This is a genomic window from Klebsiella sp. CB_Kp196 (genome assembly GCF_040061575.1).
Classification (GTDB): domain Bacteria; phylum Pseudomonadota; class Gammaproteobacteria; order Enterobacterales; family Enterobacteriaceae; genus Klebsiella; species Klebsiella michiganensis.
In genome coordinates this window covers 1-18,282 of record NZ_JBEAFH010000032.1, presented here as the reverse complement: position 1 = coordinate 18,282, position 18,282 = coordinate 1, and the positions used below count along the sequence as shown (strand labels likewise).

General features: G+C 49.8%; 10 protein-coding genes and 4 pseudogenes. 9 read left to right on the top strand and 5 right to left on the bottom strand.

The features are described 5' to 3' along the window. Window positions 1–57 precede the first annotated feature (57 nt). Window positions 58–972, top strand: a complete 915-nt coding sequence (locus tag ABLU87_RS05830; protein ID WP_224293894.1) for a LysR family transcriptional regulator — start codon at window positions 58–60, stop codon at window positions 970–972. Window positions 973–1,123: 151 nt separating this feature from the next. Here ABLU87_RS05830 and ABLU87_RS05825 read toward each other — a convergent pair. Then, window positions 1,124–1,413: pseudogene (locus tag ABLU87_RS05825) on the bottom strand (molybdopterin-dependent oxidoreductase); the annotation flags it as partial. A 3-nt stretch (window positions 1,414–1,416) separates the two neighbouring features. Here ABLU87_RS05825 and ABLU87_RS05820 point away from each other — a divergent pair. From ABLU87_RS05820 to ABLU87_RS05800, 5 genes and pseudogenes are all read left to right on the top strand, one after another. After that, window positions 1,417–1,596 (top strand): annotated as a pseudogene (locus ABLU87_RS05820) (type II toxin-antitoxin system PemK/MazF family toxin); the annotation flags it as partial. A gap of 261 nt (window positions 1,597–1,857) precedes the next feature. Next, window positions 1,858–1,992, top strand: a pseudogene (locus ABLU87_RS05815) (RidA family protein); the annotation flags it as partial. Between the two features lie 119 nt (window positions 1,993–2,111). After that, window positions 2,112–3,071 (top strand): zinc-binding alcohol dehydrogenase family protein, encoded by a 960-nt coding sequence (locus ABLU87_RS05810; protein ID WP_201158884.1) that lies wholly within the window; start codon window positions 2,112–2,114, stop codon window positions 3,069–3,071. A 350-nt stretch (window positions 3,072–3,421) separates the two neighbouring features. Further along, window positions 3,422–5,818 carry an AAA family ATPase gene (locus tag ABLU87_RS05805; protein WP_227636488.1) on the top strand — a complete coding sequence of 799 codons (2,397 nt, stop codon included), beginning with the start codon at window positions 3,422–3,424 and terminating at the stop codon, window positions 5,816–5,818. 387 nt (window positions 5,819–6,205) lie between these two features. Beyond that, the gene (locus ABLU87_RS05800; protein ID WP_201158886.1) at window positions 6,206–6,577 is read left to right on the top strand and encodes a VOC family protein; all 372 of its coding nucleotides are present in this window, start codon (window positions 6,206–6,208) and stop codon (window positions 6,575–6,577) included. 232 nt (window positions 6,578–6,809) lie between these two features. Here ABLU87_RS05800 and ABLU87_RS05795 read toward each other — a convergent pair. From ABLU87_RS05795 to ABLU87_RS05780, 4 genes and pseudogenes are all read right to left on the bottom strand, one after another. Beyond that, window positions 6,810–6,944 (bottom strand): annotated as a pseudogene (locus ABLU87_RS05795) (arsenical resistance protein ArsH); the annotation flags it as partial. A gap of 77 nt (window positions 6,945–7,021) precedes the next feature. After that, the gene (locus ABLU87_RS05790; RefSeq protein WP_201158930.1) at window positions 7,022–7,426 is read right to left on the bottom strand and encodes an H-NS family nucleoid-associated regulatory protein; all 405 of its coding nucleotides are present in this window, start codon (window positions 7,424–7,426) and stop codon (window positions 7,022–7,024) included. A 565-nt stretch (window positions 7,427–7,991) separates the two neighbouring features. Further along, window positions 7,992–8,219 carry a hypothetical protein gene (locus ABLU87_RS05785; protein ID WP_201158887.1) on the bottom strand — a complete coding sequence of 76 codons (228 nt, stop codon included), beginning with the start codon at window positions 8,217–8,219 and terminating at the stop codon, window positions 7,992–7,994. Between the two features lie 268 nt (window positions 8,220–8,487). Then, window positions 8,488–8,706 (bottom strand): cold-shock protein, encoded by a 219-nt coding sequence (locus ABLU87_RS05780; protein ID WP_012543040.1) that lies wholly within the window; start codon window positions 8,704–8,706, stop codon window positions 8,488–8,490. Between the two features lie 278 nt (window positions 8,707–8,984). On the opposite strand from ABLU87_RS05780, the gene cspF reads away from it, so the two are divergent. From cspF to ABLU87_RS05765, 3 genes are all read left to right on the top strand, one after another. Further along, complete coding sequence (gene cspF / locus ABLU87_RS05775; RefSeq protein WP_201158888.1) at window positions 8,985–9,197, top strand: cold shock-like protein CspF; 213 nt, start codon at window positions 8,985–8,987, stop codon at window positions 9,195–9,197. 75 nt (window positions 9,198–9,272) lie between these two features. Next, window positions 9,273–9,443 carry a YnfU family zinc-binding protein gene (locus ABLU87_RS05770; RefSeq protein WP_348868964.1) on the top strand — a complete coding sequence of 57 codons (171 nt, stop codon included), beginning with the start codon at window positions 9,273–9,275 and terminating at the stop codon, window positions 9,441–9,443. Window positions 9,444–9,598: 155 nt separating this feature from the next. Then, window positions 9,599–18,181: a glucoamylase family protein gene (locus ABLU87_RS05765; RefSeq protein WP_348865954.1), complete on the top strand. Its 8,583-nt coding sequence runs from the start codon at window positions 9,599–9,601 to the stop codon at window positions 18,179–18,181. Window positions 18,182–18,282: the final 101 nt, after the last annotated feature.

The following is an 18,282-nucleotide window of genomic DNA, read 5'->3' as shown; positions in this document are numbered from 1 at the left end:
CTTTTCCATTCACAACAATTAATCTCTTTCTAATGCAGTATTTTACGGATGTTAACAATGAAAAATATTCCCGAATTGCAACATGTAGAAATGCTTGTTCTTATTGTGAAGCATGGAAGTTTTCGTCAGGCAGCAAAAGAGTTGAATATTTCTCCACCAACGTTAACTATTGCCATAAATAATCTGGAAGAGAAACTGGGCGCGAGGCTTTTAAATCGTTCTACGCGCAGTCTTTCCCTGACCGCTATCGGCCAGGAGTTTCTGAATGACGTTACTCCTGTGCTCAATGACTACAGGCGGGTGATTGATAACCTTAATGAGCACAGAGCAAAGCCGGAAGGGGTGGTGAGACTCAATTTGCCACGCATTGTGCTGGATCTCTACTTTCAACGTTACTTCGCACCGTTCAAAAATGAGTATCCGGATATTAAACTTGAGTTATTCACCACGGACAGAAAAGTCAATATTATAGATTCAGGATTTGATGCGGGTATACGCTATACGCAAGATGTGCCTAAAGATATGATTGCCATACCCTTTGGAGAGCCGCTATCTCTTATTCCAGTGGCGAGTGCGGATTTTATAAAAAAATGCGGTGCACCCTCTTCACCAAAAGATCTCGTTAATTTCAGATGCATTAATCGTTGCTTTCCAGGTGGGGATCTGTACCGCTGGGAGTTTATTAGCGCTACAGGCGTTATAACGGAAGTGGCTGTGAAGGGCGATCTGGTGATGGATTCCGATGCGGCGATGATACAGGCTGCGGAATCCGGATTAGGTATTGCCTTTGTATATGAGAATCTGGTTCAGGATAAAATTAAAGAAGGCGGGCTTGTCCGCTTACTGTCTGATTATCGTTATCCTGCCGATCATTTTAATATTTACTATCCGAGCCGCAAACATATCCCGGTCCCCCTGAGAACATTTATAACATGGGTAATGTCGATGAATAAAAATATCCTGCAGCAATAGCATGTGAAACGGCGGGTGAAAATAGACGGGATGAAAAACTGATTTTATCACGCTCTTTTGTATTGTCTGTACGCCTGACGCTTCTGCGGCTTTATCGTCCGGTCGCCATCCCGCGCCGTTAACGCTGCTCGGTTCCGGGGCAGTGCTAGCGCTAAATACCGCTAAACCCATTGTAGCCCCGATCCTCCCGGTAGCCGCCGGGGTTGGTATCGCTGACGAAAATGGCGGCGATATACCTAGCGTTTTTGAACCTCAGTTTGGTCGGCTCCCGCAATCGTAGCGGAAAACCATACTCCACAGCCAACGACTTACCGGCAAAATCCAGCGCCAGAAGGGTTTTCGGATGCAGCGCGGTGGCCATATCAAGCGATCCGCGCACTGAAAGTCGACAAGCGCGCTGAGATCGGCGCCGACATGCAGCAGGAAGCGCTTTAGCGGTACTTTGCTCGCACGGCAGGTTTCACCGTTTCACTGGAAGGGGCAGGGACAAAAACAACGGGCGTTATTCGCTGCGACCAGCCCAGAACCATTGATATGGCTGCCCGGAACGGCAAGCGGCTGGAAAGCATACCAGACGCTGTGGTAAATGAAGTGCTTGCCAGGCTGGATGCAATTTTAAGTTAACGCAGGACGCAGAAAAGCAAAAAGCCTGCTTCAAAAGCAGGCTTTTCAAATATGGCTCCTCTGACTGGGATCACCTTTGCCATTAACTGGCTGATAAACAAGCTAAACCTGAATTCCCCTTCTGTCAAGACCACCAGAATGACCACCAATAAGCGCTGGTTACTTAAATCTTAGTTGAGTGGCCATGTAGCATTTGGTCATCACTACTATGTCTACCTCTACTAGGGGGCGTTGATTCTGTCTCCTACAGGGGGAATGTACCTCGACGCTATCTGGAGTATCCTGCCAGAATATTGGGGGGAAGCGCCTTACCCTACGTTGACCGGGCTCGGCGTGACGTGGCTTTACGGATTCAAGTTTGAGATTAAGGTGATTGTCAGGCTGCCCTGTGCGTGACGGGTCTTTCCGCCAGTCGAAAATGCACCAGGGTAACCCGCGCAGTCTGTAGAGGTGTATGCCGGATCGGGGTACTTTGCCCGACGGTCCGGATTGACTGATGAGACAGAGGAAAATTTATGAAAGCAGCGGTTTATGACGCGGAAGGTGCTCCCGGCGTTCTGAAATATGTCGATATCCCCGATCCGGTCACAGGGCCTGACGACATCCTTATTTCTGTCGAGGCTATCTCGATTGAAGGGGGAGATCTGATTAACCGCCGTTCAACTCCGCCGCCTCATCCTTCATGGGTTATCGGATACTCGGCCGCGGGCACAGTGGTTGCAGTCGGATCGAAAGTCCGTAGCCGTAGGGTTGGGGACAGAGTCGCTGCTTTTCACATGCAGGGATCGCATGCGGAACGTTGGGCGGTACCCACGGAACGCTCTTGGCTTATACCGGATGGGGTGGGTATGGCAGAAGCGGCGGCCTTGCCGATTTCATTTGGAACCGCGCATCATTGCCTTTTCGCACGAGGCATGCTCCGGCAAGGAGAAACCGTTCTTATTCAGGCTGCAGCGGGTGGCGTGGGGCTCGCGGCCGTTCAGCTTGCCTCACAAGCAGGCGCAACGGTCATCGCCGTGGTAAGCGGAACGCAGCGACGAGGTCGGTTGCGTGAATTTGGTGCCGATCATGTCGTGGATCGTACAAAGGATAACATCGTGGAAAGTGTCCGACAGTACACCCATGGCACCGGTGTTAACCTCGTCATCGATCCGGTGGGGACGACGTTGCCTGCTTCGCTTTCTGCACTCGCTCCGGAAGGACGTCTCGTCTTCGTCGGTAATGCCGGCGGTGGCAGTCTGACTGTCGACTTATGGCCGGCAATGCAGTCTAACCAGACGCTTATGGGAGTATTCATGGGACCCCTTTTTGAAAGGCCCGGAGTTCGGACAAGTGTGGACGACATGTTGCAGGCTGTAGCAGCAGGGCGCATCAGGGTTGTCATTGACCGCATCTTCTCCCTAGCTAACGCTGCCGCGGCCCACGAATTCGCTGAGACAGCGAAACCGCTTGGCCGCATCGTTATGAAGCCATGAGGCGCGTTTGACAAGTATGAGTGCGCCGGGCTAATTACTTGGTTCTGATGTCAAGGCTAAGTTCAGATGCCCGGGGGGCAAGCTGTAATGTCCGCTCTGTGCCAGGAGCGGACATAGCTAACGTTCTATGTTCTTCAACCAGGTGGGAGCAGGTCCCAGCTTCATTACCCAACCTCAACCTATGAACTTTTTGAGGGGCATTTAGATGGATGTTGAATTTCAGTTCATAAAATTATTCATCAAATGTATCAATAACCTATTCAAACATTCCTTAAACTCAGAGTAGACTAGATTAACAATCTGTTTCAATTGCAAATTGGCAACCTATAGCCAGCGCTAGGGGAGTGTTCATGTTTAGCCAGGTTGACATCGGTAGTTTCGGTAGTTTTACGGACCTCAGTTGGAAAAATAGCCTTAAGGATGCAGGCAACAACGTCCAGAATTTCAAGAGGCTCAACATCCTCTACGGACGGAACTACTCTGGTAAAACTACACTCTCGCGAATTTTCCGCGCTTTGGAAACGGGGCGCATTCCACACAACTACGTGGACCCAAATTTCACTATTCGTGGTGACAAAGGTGATGTGACACAGGTAGGCCTTGCCGGTCATGGCTACGATGTTCGGGTCTACAACCGGGATTTTGTGAGCGATAACCTAAGCTTCTTGGTCAATCAGACCGACGGCGAGATCAAGACGTTTGCTATCGTTGGTGAAAAGAACAAAGAAATCGAAGATGCCATTACCGCAATTCAAACTAGACTAGGCAGTGTTGAATCGAAGGCGGGCCTCCGACATGAGCTTGAAGCTAAAAAGAAAGAGCGAGATCGGACGAAAGACAATCATAAAACTGCGTCTGATGCTCTAGAGGGCAAACTTCGTTCTCATGCCAACAATAAGATTAAACAGAATCGCATCTACGGTCCTGCTGTCTACAACATAGAAAGCATCAAAAAAGACATTGGCTCAGTCAAAAAACCTAGCTTCATAGCTCTGACAACCGAAGAACAAGCAGCCAAGGTCAATCTCTTGAAGCAAGAGGCCCTACCTGATATTACCGATACAGTATCGATAAACCTCAACATCGAATCAATAAGCAAAGTAGCTGAAGAACTCCTTTCAAGATTGATTAAGCCAACCCTGCCAATTCAGGAGTTGTTGAATGAGACGGCTCTCCAGATGTGGGTGAAGGAAGGTATACCGCTACACAAAGATAAGCGGGACACTTGCGCATTCTGCCGTCAGAATCTTCCTCATGACATCTGGCAGGTATTAGACTCTCACTTCAGTAAGGAATCCTCGGCTCTGGAGTCGAGTATCGATTCATGTCTGACTTCTATCGCCACCGAAATACAAGCTATTCCTAACTTCTTGACTTTGACTGGCGATAAATTCTACGCAGAAGAAAAAATATTATTTGAAACCAGCAGGATAGCACTTGCTGAACATCTGAAAGGCTACATGCAGGACCTCAAAGCTCTGCAGGCGGCGTTGGATAAGAGAAAGAACGCCATTTTTCAGCAGGTTCCCATGCCTGTCTATATTCATGATCCGACTGCAATTCAGCAATGCGTGGGCGACATCAATGATCTGATCGCCAAAAATAATGGCCGCACAATTTCGCTGGAGAACGATAAAAGCACTGCACGAGAATCTCTACGGCTTACCGATGTGGCGTCTTTTATCGCAGACATCACCTACGATACTGAATTAGCGCGTATTGCCAGTCTCAAGATAGATGCTGACACAGCCAACACTGCATTTACCGAAGCTGAAGCCGAAATTCTTGAACAAGAAACCGAAGTGACCCGTCTACAGGGTCAGCAGAAGGATGAACGCAAGGGCGCGGAGCGAGTGAATGAGTTGCTCAGCCACTTCTTTGGTCATGACGGCATCGAGCTTGAAGCCAAAGACAATGTTGAGAATACTTCGGTTAAGTTTGAAGTCAGCAGAGATGGCAAATCTGCCTACAACTTGAGCGAAGGCGAATGCAGCTTGATTGCTTTCTGCTACTTCATAGCCAAGTTGGAAGAGCCAGAAAGCAAAGGTAAGGATCTGATCATTTATATAGATGACCCGATTTCCAGCCTAGACGGAAATCACATTTTCTTCATGTTCAGCTTGATTGAAAGCCTGATTGCGAAACCCATCAAGAATGCAGATGGAACAAACAGCTATCGCTACAAGCAGCTTTTTATATCCACTCACAACCTAGATTTCTTGAAATATCTAAAGAAAATATCACTTCCTAATGAGAGGAATCACGGTGGATGCCAACATTTCATTGTTGAGAGAAATGGAGGGGCAAGTCAGATTTTCCTGATGCCTTCATATCTGCGAGACTACATCACTGAATTCAACTACCTGTTTCATCAGATTTACAAGTGCCGTAATCAAGGTGGAGCGAATGAATCTCATGAACCATACTATGGATTCGGTAACAACCTCCGCAAGTTCCTTGAGGCATTTCTGTTCTTTAAGTTCCCGCACCATGATGACAAGAACGATGCCTTTGAACGGATCAAGAAATTCTTTGGCGAAGAGGATCCGACAGCGATAGCTCTTGTGAATAGACTTAACAACGAGTTTTCACATCTCGAATCAATCCCTGATCGCGGATTCAAACCTGTGGAGATACCAGAAATTTCCAAGGTGGCAAACTACGTATTGGATAAGATTTATGCGTCAGATCCGCATCAATACAACTCCTTGTTAAAAAGCATTGGCGAACCACCAAGGTCACCTTAGGAAAAAGAGTATAAAGAGTTTTTTACGGTGAGCGAGGCGCTATTCGGATCTGGAATGCGCCTCTCAAACACGCCGGAAGAGTACTCACTGATGTACGGACAATCGGAACACTCAAAAGAGTGTGGCGCTAAACAGGTATGAATAGTAAATGTCCGCTCCTCGCTCGCAACGGACCTTCAGCTCAGTTAGCTCGTCCGCTTCGTTCCTGAATCGGACGTTAATATCACAAAAAAAGTTAGCGTATGAGTACTTGTCACTGCACTTAAAAGTTTCAATTTCATTGATGAAGAAAATATAATAATCTTATCAATCACCTGGCACCGTCCAGTCGCTTAGCTACGGCACCGCCCATCGCTATACTATTGATTTACAACCATGAGGTTGATCATGCAGCATCCCGTTAGATTTGGTCGTATAGCAGCCGTAATACCAGTAAAAAACATAAAAATTTCCAGTGAATTCTACATCAATGGACTGAGTTTCAATGATGTTTTTGCAAATGGAGACCCTGTGGGCTTCATGATATTAAAACGTGAAGACGCTGAGCTACATTTGACTCTGCAGCCACAGCACAAAGCGCCTTCCTTTCCAGTCGCTCACCTTCTTGTGGATGACGCAAATGCACTTTATACCCAATGTCAGAATATCGGTGCCAGAATTATAAAAGGCATACAAGATAAAGAATACGGCATTCGGGCATTTGTTTTCGCTGATCCGGATGGAAATCGAATAGACGTTGGACAGATTCTGAGGAAGTAATTAAGGGTAGTATTTGCGTAAATCGGTCGCCAACAAAAGGCGACCGAACTGACAGGGAAAGATGTAGCTTGCTCTTCGCTGATTAAGACAAGGTAAAGCTATTAATACCTGTTGTGATTCATTACTTCCGCTCCTCGCTCAAAGCGGACCTGACAACAAGCTGGTCGGTCCGCTCCGTACCAATAGCAGACGTTGTTAAGCTCATGCAGTATGGATTCACGAAGAACATACGTTATTTTTTGTCCTGATTGACTCGGAATGAAAGCTCCTGATGGCTCTCATTTCGCTCGCTGTAACGATCTGCAAGATAACCGGTTTGTCCCTTAAGCTGCACTGTGATTTTAAACAGCTCCTCGGCTACATCGACGGAAATAAATGTTTCTCGACTATTCTCTAAGGCAACTTGCGGCCTATAAAAAAGAACCGGGTATAACCCGGCTCTTTTTAACTGATTTCAAAATCTTTTAATTCCCCACCTTCAGCAATCAGCTTTGAGATCCGCTTCGGCATTCGCCCCTGACCTGACCATGTTTTTGACTCTCCAGTTTCGTCAGTATATCGATACTTCGCGGGGCGTGGGGAGCGCGTCTTTTTAACCTTACCCAGAGAGCCAATAGCAGCCATAAGTTCGGATGGGTCGATACCCTCATCAAGCATCATCTGACGAAGTGTTTCCAGTTTATCGCGGCGCTGACTTTCATTTGCAAGACGTAATGTCTCTTCTTCTCGTCGTTCTATAAGAATAATTTTAAACTTTTCCAGAACATCTTCCAGTACATCTAATGACATTTCACGAGTCTGAGAACGTAAGGTACGGATATTGTTTAACTGTGTAAGAGCATCTGACATAAAGAGACCTTTTAAAGTTTTTTCGTTGTTCAGCAAATACCAATGTCGACGGTTGCTCATCAACCCGATTTTTCTTACTGAGCATTTTAATACGATTGGTACATATTGTTATTAACGAGGTTTAGACTAGTTATATAAATCTCTTATCGCAAGACAAAATTAAGAGGAATGTGCAAGAACTAAATTACAACTCCTACGAAATGTCCATGCATTTTTGAAGGTACTTAAAACTATGATGCCAGGAGTCATCCGGAGAGCCTTTTTATACCCTCATAACTTATTGCTTCAGTCACACCTGATGAGATTTAAAATGAGGAGAGACAGCGCCGCCGCTTAGCAAGGTTTTTCACAAATGGCAAGATGGCACGCAGGGGAGAGACACCTGCATTTTGTCAGAGGGTAGCGAATTACTCTCTCTCTTTATAGAGGTGTTTCTAAAATAGTGTAATGTAAAAAAAAGCCTGCTGTTAGCAGGCCATAAATGTTTTTAACTCATTTTTTGTTCGATTCTGATAAATAGGGTAAGCATGCAATTAAACGTGGAGCAGAGAGCATGACAAAAATGCTATAAATATTTCCTGGCCGCATCAAGTATCTCCTGTGACGTTAACTCCCTGTCAGTAGCCACGTAAACAATACCATGATCGCCAGTTAAGGAAGGAAAACCTGCAGACATAATCCGAAGATGTGTTTCTTCACCGTTTGGATATTCCTGCCTGATAGAGGATATACCTTCCAGAGCGGTCATGACTTTACAGGATTCAGCATTAAAGAAAACAAGGACTTTAATCATATTCTATTACCCTGTTCTCTCGTGGATATTAACTGGCAGATGCCATTAAGGTCAAAGCCATTACGCACTTCTTATTTAACATGTGGTTAGCTTGTGCTTTTAGACTTTTTATGCAGTAGTACTGTACTTCATCACATCGGTTAGCATACTCATAATTTTGAAAAATATGCTGATCAGATATTAAGAATAAACGACTTTCATCTGATTTAAGTTATGGATCTGTCTACTCAGGAATAATCCTTCATCGTTATCGCAGACCCACAATGATTTATTTATCGCAAAGTGTTACGTTTGCAGCAGCAGGACCCTTGTCTCCGCGGTGAATGGCGAATTCAACTTTCTGACCTTCAAATAAAGTTTTAAAGTTGTCGCCATTAAGTGCAGACAAATGGACAAAGATATCTTTGCTGCCATCAAGAGGAGAGATGAAACCAAAACCTTTGTCTTCATTAAACCATTTAACCAGGCCCATAATTCTAGAGGTCATACTGACTCCGTTATACATGATTGTATTGATAGTAAACGTATAAGATTAAACGTATGTACTCAAAAGAGGGGATATCAACGATAGCGCCTGGTAATGAGAACTGCCCGGAAAATTTCTAACTTTCATTAGTACATCGAACTGATGGGATTCATTAAGGCACAGGGAATCGATATAAGCAAATTATCTTTTAGCCGTCCAGAGGTCCTGTAGGGAAAATAAAAGTGGCTGAATGCCATTTTCAATGTATAGTCTTTAAGTGTTTTCAATAAGGAATTGACTTGTCCCATAAAATGACAGGAATTGTCAAAAGCTTTGATATTCTTAGTGGTAAAGGCCTCATCATCCCATCTGATGGACGAAAAGACGTTCTGCTTCACATTTCAGCCGTTAACTCTCGCGAATCAGAACTACTCATCCCTGGAAGCAGCATAGAGTTTTGCCGGATAAACGGTCTCAGGGGGCCTGTGGCTGCGAACATTTATCTTTCCTGATTTTCAGTGTGTCAAAATAGATAGATTAAAACTTAACCACATGTGGTACGGTGAAGCTCATTCATTGAAAGGTTAATGGTTATGTCTGTTATCAATTACGCAATGAAATTCTTCAGCAGTGCGTCTACTGCCACTGCTGCCTGTCCTGTTTGTGGGTTAAAATCAGTACATCCGTTGTCAAAAATCCGGCTCAACCAAACCATGCTTTGCCCCGGATGTAAGGCTCTGTTTATCTCCCGACGTTAGCTCGACCAAAACCGCAGAACAGAGCTCATGTCCTATACTTATGTTAGATTCCGGCAGCTGTTAAATCCCTGATGCCTGACGCCCATCCTGAGAGAACGTTTCTGAACTGATTTCGCAACTGCTCCTGCGCGCTAACGTCGCATCAGAGCAATGCTATGAAAATGATCCCCAGAGCGTGGTTTAACCGCTCCCGTATTCTGATGAATGCTGCCGAAAACATAACGTTTTCGGCGAACGATCCTGCCGGTGAAAGCTCGCCGCGGTCAGAACTCTTTTCGACCGTCCAGATGGAACGCTACGGCCAGAAGCTGGCGCGGACTCATAAAGTATCACCGGATAGGCATCCTTATTATCTTCTGAAACGGCTTGGCGACAATGAGGCCGTCATTACCCAAAACTGCTATGAGCTTAACGCGGGTAAAAAGACCAGTATCATGCCCGCCGGTGAATGGCTGCTGGACAATTATTATCTGATTGAGGAACAAATCCGCACTGTCCGCCAGCACCTGCCGAAAAGCTTTGGCAAAGGTCTTCCGTCGCTGGTATCGCCGCTGAATTGCCCACGAATTTATCATATTGCATCAGAGGCCATTGCTCACGGCGATGGCCGCTGGGATGCCGCCAGCCTGACCAGCTATCTCACAGCCTATCAACAGGTGACGCCGCTGACGCTGGGTGAAGTCTGGGCGTTACCGGGAATGCTGCGACTGGCGCTGATTGAAAATCTTCGTCGTATCAGTATGGAAGTGATAAAAGCGCAGCAGGACAGAAACCTTGCCGATACGTGGATAACAAGGATTGTCGAATGCGCAGAGAGTGCGCCTGGTGATTTAATTATGGTGGTTGCCGATATGGCGCGCTCCCGACCTCCGTTAACCAGTGCGTTTGTCGCAGAGCTGGTGCGGCGCCTGCAGGGGCATGGCAACGCGCTGTCGTTACCTCTGACCTGGGTTGATCAGTGCCTTCGGGAACAGGGGATCACCACTGACGTTCTCATACATAGTTTCAATCAGCAGCTTGCCGCCAGCCAGCTGTCCGTCAGTAACAGCATCGCGGGCCTGCGATTATTGAGTGAAACGGACTGGGCTGATTTCGCCGAAACGATAAGCGTTGTCGAACAGGCATTACGCAATGATCCTGCCGGCATTTATCCCCGTATGCACTTCAATACCCGGGATCATTACCGGCACGTAGTTGAGGTTCTGGCCAGAGACAGCGGTCTCAGCGAGCCTGAGGTTGCTGAGAAGGTGCTGGCGCTTTCAGAGGAAAAAGCGCCCGATACACCGGAACATCATGTTGGTTATTATCTTGCGGGCGAAGGTCGACAGGCGCTGGATATTCATCTCCTGGCAGACGCCTCAAGGCTCATACGCTTGCGGCACAGTTTCAACAGAATAACCCTGCTGTCATGGCTTGGAAGCCTGGCGTTGCTGACAACCGCAGCGACCGCAGCAATAATGCACGAAACCGCCATGCAGGGCGCAGACTGGCTATTGATCGCGGTGATATTGCCTCTGATTATTGCTTTAACTCAGTTAATGAGCGATTTACTCAGTGATGCAACCACCCGTTTTCGCGTTCCTCGACCCTTGCCGGGGATGGATTTTTCAGCCGGTATTCCCGCTGACAATGCCACCATGTTAGTCATTCCCTGCATGTTGACCAGCCACGAAAGTTTCAGCCAGCTCCTCACCAGTCTTGAAGTTTGCTGGTTGGGGAATCAAAACGAAAATCTCAGGTTCGCGCTGCTCACAGACTTCGCTGATTCTGAAAATGAACCCTCGCCGGAAAGTCACGCGCTGCTCAGACAGGCTATCGCCGATACGCAGGCGCTTAATCGCCGCTACCCCTCCGGCCGACCACGTTTTTATCTGTTACATCGTCAGCCTGAATGGAACCCCTCGGAAGGAGCGTGGATGGGCTATGAACGCAAGCGGGGAAAACTGGCGTTACTTAACAGCTGGTTGCGCCATCCCGGAACGCAATTCGTCAGCGTTGCAGACATGCCTGCCCATCTTTTACCGGGTCACATAAAATACGTCATTACCCTGGACAGCGATACGGTGCTCCCGCGCGATACGGCACACAAACTCGTCGCGGCGATGGCCCATCCGCTGAATACGCCAGAGTATGATCCGGTACGCCAGAAGGTTGTCAAAGGATTCGGTATTTTACAGCCCGGTCTTGCGGAGGAGATACCACGCAACGGTCAGGGGCGTTACGCAGCCCTGCGCAGCAGCGTACCGGGCAATAACCCTTATTCGATGATGTCTTCGGATATCTATCAGGATCTCTTTGGGGAAGGCTCGTTTGTGGGCAAAGGGATTTACGATGTTGATATTTTTATGCAGGCCACTGCCAACATCTGCCCGGAAAATCTGGTACTCAGCCACGATCTGCTTGAAGGATGCTATGCACGTTCGGGTCTGCTGAGCGAGGTGTTACTCTACGAACAGTACCCTAATAATTATCTGTCGGATGTTGCACGACGTTCACGCTGGATCCGGGGTGACTGGCAACTGCTTAACTGGCTGAAACCACGCGTCAGAAAAGCCGATGGAACCCATGTCAGGAATCCGCTGACCGCGCTTTCTTACTGGAAATTACTCGATAATCTACGTCGCAGTCTGGTCGCCCCCTCTTTACTGATATTGCTGTTCTTCACTCTGCTTTGGGTACCCAATCCTGTTTACTGGCTGGGCATACTGTTGCTGATATGGCTGTTGCCAGCCATCCTCTGCATCAGCCATGACCTTCTGCATAAACCTCTGCGTCGCCGCGTGAAGCCGCATCTGTTACTGGTGGGGGCGGGCGCGCTGAAGCGTTTGTCAGGTATCAGCCTTAATTTTGCGATACTGCCGCACGAAGCCGGATATTCGCTGAAAGCGATCGCCGTGACGCTATGGCGATTGGGGATCAGCAGGCGTCACCTCAGCCAGTGGGTCAGCCACAGCCAGGACAGCGATCGTGCCAGACTCGCTGTTGCAAGCTTTTATCAGGCCATGTGGCTAAACGTTGCCAGTGGCGTGACGCTGACAATACTGACCGGACAGTTTGCCCCACAGCTGCTGGGGATTGCGTTACCGATCGGTTTGGTATGGTGTGTGGCCCCGCTGCTGATGAGCTGGCTGAGTCGCCAGCCCGTGCGTAAGGTGTTTTCGCCAACTCAGGAACAAAAACAGCTGTTACGCCAGACAAGCCGTGAAATCTGGGCTTTTTTTGAAACGTTTGCCACAGAAAAAGAGAACTGGCTTCCGCCTGATAATTATCAGGAAATACCACAACCGACGGTGGCACACCGAACTTCTCCTACCAATATTGGTCTTTCCCTTATGGCTAACCTGACGGCATGGGACTTTGGCTACCTACCCGGCGGAGAGGTGCTCCGGCGCGTGTCGCTCACGCTCGACACGCTGGATAAAATGGAACACTACCGGGGCCATCTCTACAACTGGTATGACACCCGGACACTGGTCCCCCTCAGTCCACGCTATATCTCAAGCGTCGACAGCGGCAACATGGCCGGGCATTTGTTGACCCTGCGTGCAGGCTTGTCCGCCATGCGTCATCAGCCTGTTTTAAGCAGCCAACAGATACTGGCAGGACTGAACGATACGCTGGATATTCTGGAAAAACAGTGGGGTAAGAACCCACCTGACAGCCTGAGACTGCTGCGCAAGCATTGCCTGAATACGATGTCGCTCTCTCCGCAGGCGTTTTTCAGCGAACTGAAAAGCATGCGCACCCAGTGTAACCATCTGACCAGCGCATGTCATCAGGGATCTCCTCTTCAGATGCGCTGGGCTGGACATCTGGAGCATCAACTGGTTCAGCTTTGCCATGAGTGGTCTCTGTTGCTTGGCTGGTTACCTGCATGCTGGAATGAACAGACGCTGCCGACGCTGAGCGAGCTTGCCCGTCCGACATTAACCGGTACAGGAACGCCTCCGGCGTTAGCGGCGGAGCAGGCCCGAATGCGACTCAATATTATCACCGAGCTGGAACAGCGGCTGGATGAGCATGCCCGGATGGATTTCGCCTTTCTGTACAGTGAAGCAACCAGTCTGCTCAGCGTCGGTTATAACTGTGACACCAATATGCCTGACAAGAGCCACTACGATCTCCTGCCGTCTGAAATCCGGCTGACCAGTTTTCTTGCCATTGCGACTAATCAACTACCTCTTAAAAGCTGGTACGCGCTGGGTCGACTGTTTACCTCGATTGATAACGAAACTGCCCTGATGTCATGGAGCGGGTCCATGTTTGAATACCTGATGCCGAATCTGGTGATGCCCACCAGCCCCGGCAGCCTGCTCGATGAAATGAGTCAGTCGGCGGTTATGCGCCAGATTCACTGGGGGAAAGAACGCGGGGTACCGTGGGGTGTTTCAGAGTCTGGCTATCATGCTTTTGATGTTCAGCATAATTATCAGTATCAGGCATTTGGCGTACCGGGTCTCGGTCTGCGCAGGGGGCTTGCCGATGACATGGTGGTTGCTCCTTACGCCACGCTGCTGGCGCTGATGGTTTCCCCACAGAGAGCCTGTGAGAACCTGTTCAGGCTGCAAAAAAATGGTGCACGCGGAGAATACGGTTTTTATGAAGCGCTGGACTATACCCCCTCACGTCTTGCAACCGGCCAGCTCTATGCGGTGGTACAGTCCTGGATGGCGCATCACCAAGGTATGGCATTTCAGGCGCTGGCTCATGTGCTGCTTGACGCCCCCATGACTGAACGCTTTATGTCCAGTACGGTATTCCGGTCAGCGAGTCTGCTGTTACAGGAGCGCGTGCCGGATGCGGTCGATCTGTACAGTCCGCGCCGTCATTTTGAATCTCATGAGGGCAGGGTCAAACCCGTCCGCTATGAACCCCGTATTTTCTATAGCGTGGATACCCCCACCCCGGATATTCAACTGCTGTCCAACGGCCATTATCATCTGATGTTGACCGCGGGGGGCGGTGGTTACAGTCGCTGGAATGATATTGCACTAACCCGCTGGCGCAGTGATACCACCCGTGATAACTGGGGAGCATTTTGCTACTTCCGCGATACCCAGACGGGAGATGTGTGGAGCAATACCTGGCAACCGACAGGCTACACCAGCGGACAAGACGAGGAAGTGTTATTCACCGATGCGGGGGCAGAATTCAGACGCAGCTTCGGGGGACTCAGCGTCAAAACTCAGGTGGTGATCTCTCCGGAGGATGATGTTGAATTGCGACGGCTCACACTGATTCATCGTGGTCGCAAACCTCGCTCTCTGGAGCTGACAACCTATGCTGAAGTGGTACTGGCACCTGATGTCAGCGATCTGGCACACCCGGCATTTAGCAATTTGTTTATTCAGACTGAGCTGGCTCCTGAGCGTGACGCTATTCTTTGCCACCGGCGCCCGCGCTCACCGGATGAACCGGGCCCTTGCCTGTTTCACATGATGGTGGTGCACGGCGATAACCGACATAACGTGTCGTTTGAAACGGACAGGGCAAGCTTTATTGGACGTGGCAGAAACCCTGCGAATGCCCTGGCAATAGAGGCGGGAGGGACGCTAAGCAACACGTCGGGCTCGGTGCTGGATCCGATACTGGCAATTCGCCACGCCATCATTCTGCAGCCGGGGCAGCCGGTTACGATTGATATCATTTATGGCATCAGCGAGACCCGTCAGCAGAGCCTGGCGTTGCTGGAGAAATATCGCGATTACCCTATCGCCGATCGCGTCTTTGAACTGGCCTGGTCTCACAGTCTGGTGGTATTGCGCCAGATGAACGCCAGTGAAGATGATGCCACGTTGTTCAATAGTCTCGCCAGCGCTGTGCTTTATCCTGTCCAGGAGCTGCGAGCCGAAGGCCAGGCGATCGGCCGCAACCGGCGTGGCCAGTCCGGACTGTGGGGCTGGGCAATTTCAGGGGATCTGCCGATAGTGCTGCTGAGTATAACCAGCGAGGAAAGTATCACCTCAGTGACCACACTGATTCAGGCACACCGTTACTGGAGACAGAAAGGGCTGGATGTTGATTTGGTTATCCTGAATAACAGCCCCGGCGGCTACCAGCAGGGATTACAAAATCAGATTATGGAGTTAATTTATGCCGGGTCTGAAGCCAGTCTGCTGGATAAAAAGGGCGGGCTTTTTGTCCGGAACGGTGAGCATCTCTCCGCTGAGGATAAGTTGCTTTTGATGAGCGTGGCCTGTCTTTATCTTGATGACCGCGCAGGGGGTATTAATGAGCAGCTTAACCAGCGTATTCATACCCTGAAATCGCCGGCAAGGGCATTCATTCCGCGTGCTGTGCGCGACCGTAATCAACATACGGACTGGAGCCCTGATACCAGTCAGTTATGCCATTTCAATGGGTACGGTGGATTTTCTCAGGATGGGCGGGAGTATCAGATCGTCCTTCGGGAAAATGCGCTTACACCGGCTCCCTGGTCGAACATACTGGCAAATTCTCGTTTTGGCTGTGTGATCTCAGAGGCAGGGCAGGCCTATACCTGGTATGAGAATGCCCATGAATACCGGTTGACGCCGTGGGAGAACGATCCGGTGAGCGATCGCAGCGGCGAGGCATTTTACCTGCGCGATGAAGAGAGCGGGGAGTGCTGGTCGCCGACGGCTTTACCTGTTCGCGGACACGGTGATTACCTGACCCGCCATGGTTTTGGCTACAGCGTTTTTGCCCATCGTGAGAGTGGTATAGACAGCGAGTTGACGGTCCTGGTTGCTGAAGAAGATCCGGTTAAACTGGTGCTCCTGACGCTCAGCAACTCTTCGGGACGGACACGTCAACTTTCCGTCACAGGCTATGTAGAGTGGACGCTCGGAGAAACACGAACGCGCTCAGCCCCTCACATTGTGACACATGTGGCCAGAACGCCCGGCGGCTGCGGGGTGCTTGCGAATAACTTTTATGGTGATAATGGTGGCGGCCGAACTGCATTTTTTGCCGTCAGCGGTAATGACTGTTCTCTGACAGGGGATCGCCGGGAGTTTATTGGCCGTAATGGTTCCCTTCACGCCCCTTCGGCCATGAAACTGCAAAAGCTTTCTGGTAAGACGGGGGCCGGTCTGGATCCCTGCGGAGCGGTGCAATCGGCGGTTACATTAATTGACGGGGACCAGAGGACGTTTATTTTTATCCTCGGCGCAGAGGAGAATGATGTCTGTGCTCAGGAGACGCTGGCCCGCTACATGAACGAGGATACGGTCCGCCAGGAGCTGAACCGGATTCATAATCACTGGCACAATGTTCTCGATAAAATCGTAGTTAACACCCCCGACACGTCCGTAAATTTACTGGTTAATGGTTGGCTGTTGTATCAGACGGTCGCCTGCCGTCTTATGGCCCGGAGTGGCTACTATCAGTCTGGCGGTGCATTTGGTTTTCGCGATCAGCTGCAGGATACGCTGGCTCTGAGCCACGCTGCTCCGGACCGGATGCGTGAACAGATAATACTCTGTGCATCACGGCAGTTTATCGAGGGGGATGTGCAGCACTGGTGGCACCCGCCACACGGCAACGGTGTGCGTACCCGCTGTTCCGATGACTATCTTTGGCTGCCGCTTGCTGCTTGCCACTATGTTGAAACGACGGGGGATATGGATGCACTGGAAATACGCATTCCTTATCTGGAGGGACGCTCGCTTCAGCCTGGTGAAGAGTCTGTCTATGACACGCCGGTCATCAGCGGCACCGAAGAGACACTCTGGTTACACTGCGTCAAAGCTATTCACTATGGACTTCGCTTCGGGGAGCATGGCCTGCCGCTGATGGGGGCTGGTGACTGGAATGACGGGATGAACCGGGTGGGTATCGAAGGCAAAGGTGAAAGCGTCTGGCTGGGCTTCTTCCTGTACGACATTTTGCAGCGGTTTGCAGCGCTGGCGGAGCGCAGGCTGGATGAAAGCGTCGCCGCGATGTGCCGTTCACAGGCTCTGCGCCTGCAAAGTAATCTCGAAGCCCACGCCTGGGATGGGGAATGGTACCGGCGCGGGTATTTTGACGATGGTACTCCCCTGGGATCGAAAACCTCACAGGACTGCCGGATTGATGCGATTGCGCAGAGCTGGTCTGTATTGTCCGGCGCCGCGAGCCCGGGACGGTGCGCAAAGGCCATGCAGGCGCTGGATAAGCACCTTGTGGATAACGAAGGAGGGCTGATCAAACTGTTAACGCCTCCTTTCGACGGACACGGTCCAAATCCGGGCTACATACAGGGGTACCTGCCCGGCGTGCGGGAAAACGGAGGGCAGTATACGCATGGCGCCATCTGGGCAGTGATGGCCTTTGCCCGAATGGGGAATGCCGAACGAGCCTGGCAACTCTGGTCAATGCTCAGCCCTGTAAATCATACCCTGAATGCGGACTCTGTCGGGATTTATAAAGCTGAGCCTTATGTCATGAGTGCTGATGTCTACAGCGTCGCTCCCCATACCGGACGTGCAGGGTGGAGCTGGTATACCGGTTCCGCAGGCTGGGCCTGGCGTTTACTTACCGAGGAATTACTGGGGATAAAACGTTCCGGCACTGACTTTAGTGTTCATGCCAGGTTACCGGATGAGTGGTCGTCTTTTTCTATGGCATATCAATATGGTGAAAGCCATTATCAGATTAGTGTTTCACGCGGCGATGCAGAATATTGCGTGACGCTGGATGGTGTTCTCCTCCCTGATGACAGAATACCGCTGAAGGATGATGGACAAAACCATACGGTTGAGATCATTCAGAACTGACCCTGATCCCGGAGGTGCATTAACGTCTGCCGTTAATGCGCTGATTGGCTTTGTTGAATAAATCAGATTTCGGGTAAGTCTCCCCCGTAGCGGGTTGTGTT